Raw genomic sequence first — 1311 nt, 5'->3', positions numbered from 1 at the left:
TCTCATCGGAATGCGTCGACAAAGAGTGGTTGGAAGCTGCACCTACGACCCGACGCGCCACGCGGACGCATCGGGTTCCATTCGATGTCGGTATGGGTCGGCGCCGGGATCAGTACTGCCCGCCCGATGCGGTGATGCGGTCCCCGGTGATCCAGCGCGCATCGTCGCTCGCGAGGAACACCGCCAGGCCGCCRATGTCATCCGGCCGGCCGAAGCGCCCTGCCGGAATCGCCGCGAGCATCGCCTTCTGCATGTCGGAGCCCTCGGTCACGCCCATCGTCGCGAGGCCTTCGGTCGCGGTCGCGCCCGGCGCGATCGTGTTGACGCGGATGTTGCGCCCCGCCAGCTCGATCGCCAGCGCCCGCGTGATTGCATCGACCGCGCCCTTGGTCGCCGAGTAGACCGAGGCGCCCGGCATGCGCGCGGTGCTCGCGATCGAGCCGATGTTGACGATGCTGCCGCCGGCGGCGCCGAAGTGCCGTGCCGCCTCCTGCGACGCGAGCAGCGTGCCGAGCACGTTGGTGTCGAACTGCGTGCGGTAGTCGTCCTCGCTCATCGCGTCCAGCGGACCGAAGCGGTACACGCCGGCATTGTTGACCAGCACGTCGACACTGCCGAAGGCGCGCTTGGCCTCGGCGAACAGCCGCTTCACGTCGGCCGGCTTCGACACGTCGCCCTGCACCGCGATCGCGCGGCCGCCCTGCTTCGCGATCTGCGCGACCACCGCGTCGGCACCGGCCCGGCTGCTCGCGTAGTTCACGACCACCGCGGCACCGGCGCCCGCCAGTGCCGTGGCGATGCCCGCCCCGATGCCCTTCGAGCCACCGGTCACGACGGCCACCTTGTTGTTCAGCTTGCTCATGGTTCTGTTCCTGTTGTTGCTGGCGCCCTGCTGGCGTCGGAACGAATGGTGTTTGATTCGCCTTGTGGCCGGTAGCCGCTCTGATCCTCTAAGTTATATTCGCCAGCCAAATGACTGACCGTCTCGTCGCCCTGCGCCTGTTCGCCCGCGTCGCCCGCAGCGGCAACTTCTCGCGCGCCGGGCGCGAACTGGGGTTCTCCCAGCCCTCGGCCTCGCGCATCGTCAGCGAGCTGGAGCGCGAGGTCGGCGTCGCGCTGCTGACGCGCACGACCCGCGCCGTCACGCTCACCGAGGCCGGTGCCGACTACCTGGTGCGCGTCGAGGCCATCCTCGACTCGCTCGACGAGGCCGACCATGCGGCGCGCGGCAGCGGCGAGTTGCGCGGCGTGCTGYGGGTCGGCGTGGCCGCGAGCTTCGGCGTGCGCGAGCTGATCCCGCGGCTGCCGGCC

At 70.1% G+C, this 1311-nt stretch carries 2 protein-coding genes; one reads left to right on the top strand and one right to left on the bottom strand.

All coding sequences use genetic code 11. From position 1 onward, the window contains the following. Positions 1-109 precede the first annotated feature (109 nt). Positions 110-862 carry an SDR family NAD(P)-dependent oxidoreductase gene (locus AC1D15_RS32720; RefSeq protein ID WP_465112432.1) on the bottom strand — a complete coding sequence of 251 codons (753 nt, stop codon included), beginning with the start codon at positions 860-862 and terminating at the stop codon, positions 110-112. Positions 863-972: 110 nt separating this feature from the next. Between AC1D15_RS32720 and AC1D15_RS32715 the strand changes: the two genes are divergently transcribed. Further along, on the top strand, positions 973-1311 hold a 339-nt coding region (locus AC1D15_RS32715), incomplete at its 3' end, for a LysR family transcriptional regulator (RefSeq protein WP_477829340.1).

The sequence above is a fragment of the Rhizobacter sp. P2_H2 genome (assembly GCF_056403375.1).
The sequence above is the reverse complement of the archived record's forward strand: the minus strand, read 5'-3'. Positions and strand labels throughout refer to the sequence as shown.